At 71.1% G+C, this 3,416-nt stretch carries 1 protein-coding gene and 2 pseudogenes; 2 read left to right on the forward strand and 1 reads right to left on the reverse strand.

Annotation, left to right across the window (positions count from 1 at the left end):
* Window positions 1–404: 404 nt before the first annotated feature.
* A complete protein-coding gene (gene dnaK, locus ND748_RS28405) occupies window positions 405–2,234 on the forward strand; it encodes a molecular chaperone DnaK (protein WP_251749262.1) in 1,830 nt (609 codons plus the stop codon).
* Window positions 2,231–2,881: pseudogene (gene grpE / locus ND748_RS28410) on the forward strand (nucleotide exchange factor GrpE); the annotation flags it as partial. The gene dnaK and the pseudogene grpE, both read left to right, overlap by 4 nt.
* Here grpE and ND748_RS28415 read toward each other — a convergent pair.
* A pseudogene (locus ND748_RS28415) lies at window positions 2,848–3,416 on the reverse strand (DNA polymerase Y family protein); the annotation flags it as partial. The pseudogenes grpE and ND748_RS28415 overlap by 34 nt on opposite strands.

Here is a 3,416-nt window from a genome sequence, read left to right on the forward strand (position 1 = left end):
GCTCCCCGTCCGGCGAGGCGAAGCCGCAGCCGCCCGCCGACTCCTGACCGGGCGCCGCCCGCCACGATCTGCGCACCCGAAGCCGCCCGCCGGGCCTGACCCGGCGGGCGGCTTCGGGTCTGCGCCATGCCCGCGCCCCCGATCGGGATCTTCTGCCGGACCACCTCGGCTGGGAATCCCGCCGGGGCCCGCGAAGTTGAGCCTGGCAGACTCACCTCTGCCGGGTTATGCTGGGAGCCGTCATCATGAGTCAGGAAGGCTCAACCTCCTGATACGCCCTAGCGTTGGCAGGACCGCACTCTCCGGGTGGCCCTCGGAGAGCCGGTCCACCGAGAGGTTCCACCCCACGAGGTCGGCACGCATGCATCGTCCGCGCGCCGACATGGATCGAGAGGCACACAGACATGGCACGAGCGGTCGGCATCGACCTCGGCACCACGAACTCCGTCGTGAGCGTGCTCGAGGGCGGCGAACCCACGGTGATCGCGAACGCCGAGGGCTCTCGCACGACCCCGTCGGTCGTGGCCTTCGCGAAGAACGGCGAGGTCCTGGTCGGCGAGGTCGCGAAGCGGCAGGCGGTCACCAACGTCGAGCGCACCATCCGGTCGGTCAAGCGCCACGTGGGCACCGACTGGAAGATGAAGGTCGACGCGAAGGACCTGACTCCGCAGGAGATCAGTGCCTTCATCCTGCAGAAGCTCAAGCGGGACGCCGAGTCCTACCTCGGCGAGACCGTCGCGGATGCGGTCATCACCGTCCCCGCCTACTTCGACGACGCCCAGCGGCAGGCCACCACGGAGGCCGGCACGATCGCGGGCCTCAACGTGCTGCGGATCGTGAACGAGCCGACCGCGGCGGCCCTCGCCTACGGGCTGGACAAGGGCTCGAAGGAGCAGACCATCCTGGTCTTCGACCTCGGTGGCGGCACCTTCGACGTCTCGCTGCTGGAGATCGGCGACGGCGTCGTCGAGGTGAAGTCCACCTCCGGCGACACCCATCTCGGTGGTGACGACTGGGACCAGCGGATCACCGACCATCTGATCAAGACCTTCAACGGTCAGCACGGGGTCGATCTCGGCAAGGACAAGATGGCCCTGCAGCGGCTGCGGGAGGCCGCCGAGAAGGCGAAGATCGAGCTCTCCCAGTCCAGCCAGACGTCGATCAACCTGCCCTACATCACCGCCTCGGCGGAGGGCCCGCTGCACCTCGACGTGTCGCTGACGCGGGCCGAGTTCCAGCGGATGACCTCCGACCTCATCGACCGCTGCAAGCACCCCTTCCAGCAGGCGGTGAAGGACGCGGGCATCAAGGTCAGCGACATCGACCACGTCGTTCTCGTCGGTGGTTCCACCCGCATGCCCGCCGTCGTCGATCTGGTCCGCGACCTCACCGGCGGCAAGGAGCCGAACAAGGGCGTCAACCCGGACGAGGTCGTCGCCGTCGGCGCCTCGCTGCAGGCTGGCGTGCTCAAGGGCGAGGTCAAGGACGTCCTGCTGCTCGACGTCACCCCGCTGTCGCTCGGGATCGAGACGAAGGGGGGAATCATGACGAAGCTCATCGAGCGCAACACCACGATTCCCACCAAGCGCTCGGAGATCTTCACCACCGCCGAGGACAGCCAGCCCTCCGTGCAGATCCAGGTCTTCCAGGGTGAGCGCGAGATGGCCGCGTACAACAAGAAGCTCGGCATGTTCGAGCTGACCGGCCTGCCGCCGGCTCCGCGCGGCCTGCCCCAGATCGAGGTGACCTTCGACATCGACGCGAACGGCATCGTGCACGTGTCCGCCAAGGACCTCGGCACGGGCAAGGAGCAGTCGATGACGATCACCGGTGGGTCCGCGCTGCCGCGCGACGACATCGATCGGATGGTCCGCGACGCCGAGCAGTACGCCGAGGAGGACCGTAACCGCCGCGATGAGGCCGAGACCCGCAACAAGGCGGAGACCCTCGTCTACTCCACCGAGCGGTTCCTGGCCGAGAACGGCGAGAAGATCGACGCTGCGGTGAAGTCCGACGTGGAGGAGAAGCTCGGCACCCTGCGGGGCGCCGTCGCGGGCACCGACACGGCGGCCATCCGCGAGGCCGCCGACGCGCTGGCCGCCGCGAGCCAGGCGATGGGCCAGGCCATGTACGAGCAGGCCGCCCAGGAGGGGGCGGGTGCCCCCGGCGCCGGCGGACCGGTCGACGACGACGTGGTCGACGCCGAGATCGTGGACGAGGAGGACAAGAAGTGACCTCCGGTCAGTCCAGCGACTGGTGGGGTACGGGCAGGGACGACGGGGAGGAGCCTCGCGTGGTCGTGCGCGATCGGCGACGGATCGACCCGGAGAGCGGCGAGGTGCGGGCGGATGCCGCCACCGCGACCGACGCACCGACGGGCACTGCTCCCGCCGGCCCTCCCGCCCAGGAGGTCAACGGCGAGCTCGTCGCCTCCCTGCAGCACCAGATCGCCGAGCGCACGGCGGACCTGCAGCGGCTGAAGGCGGAGTTCGACAACTACCGCCGGCGGGTCGAGCGGGATCGCCAGCAGAGCGGCGAGCAGGCGACCGCCAAGCTGCTCGCCAGCCTGCTGCCCGCCCTCGACGACATCGGTCGTGCCCGTGACCACGGGGATCTCGAAGGGCCGTTCAAGGCGATCGCCGAGGCCCTCGAGGCGACGTTGGAGGCCGCCGGGCTCGAGCGTTACGGTTCACCGGGCGACGAGTTCGACCCGTCCGTCCATGAGGCGCTCATGCACTCCTACCGGGCCGATGTGACCGGCCCGACCTGTGTGGACGTCTTCCGGGCCGGCTACTCGCACGCGGGTCGGGTCCTGCGTCCCGCGCAGGTGGCAGTCGCGGAGCCCACGGGCGAGGTGGCGGCGCCGGCCGAGGCCGAGCCGGCCAGCCAGCCGTCGAGCTGCCAGCGGACGCGGTCCGTGATGGCCGCGGCCGCGAGCGGACCGTCGTGGCGCCACGTCCGCACATGGTGTTGCCCGTGGCCGGTCTCCGCCTCCATCCGGATTCCGGTGCAGGCCAGCCCCTGCTCGCGGAGCCGGTCGTGGGCCTGCTCGGCCAGCCGGCGGGCGGCGAAGGCCGCCTGCTCGACCCGCTCGGCCGGCGGGTCGAACGCCGCGGCGACGCCAAGGTCGACAGGATGTTCACGCGGGGTCACCGGCCGGGGATCCTCGCCGCGGGCGAGGCGGTGCGCCCAGTCTCCGGGCGGCCCGAACCGGGCGGCGACGTCGGCCGCCGGGAGCGCGGCGAAGCTCCCGAGCGTGACCAGGCCCAGCCGGCGGAGCAGATCGACGAGTTCGGCGTCGCCCAGCAGGTCGACGGGTTGCGGGGCGAGGAAGGCCGCGGTTCCCCCGGGGGGGACGACCGCCTCGCCGCGAGCCGCGATCCCGGCCGCGAACGGCCCGTCGGCCACCCCGAGGC

Source organism: Frankia sp. AiPs1, assembly GCF_023716945.1.
Taxonomy (GTDB): Bacteria; Actinomycetota; Actinomycetes; order Frankiales; family Frankiaceae; genus Frankia.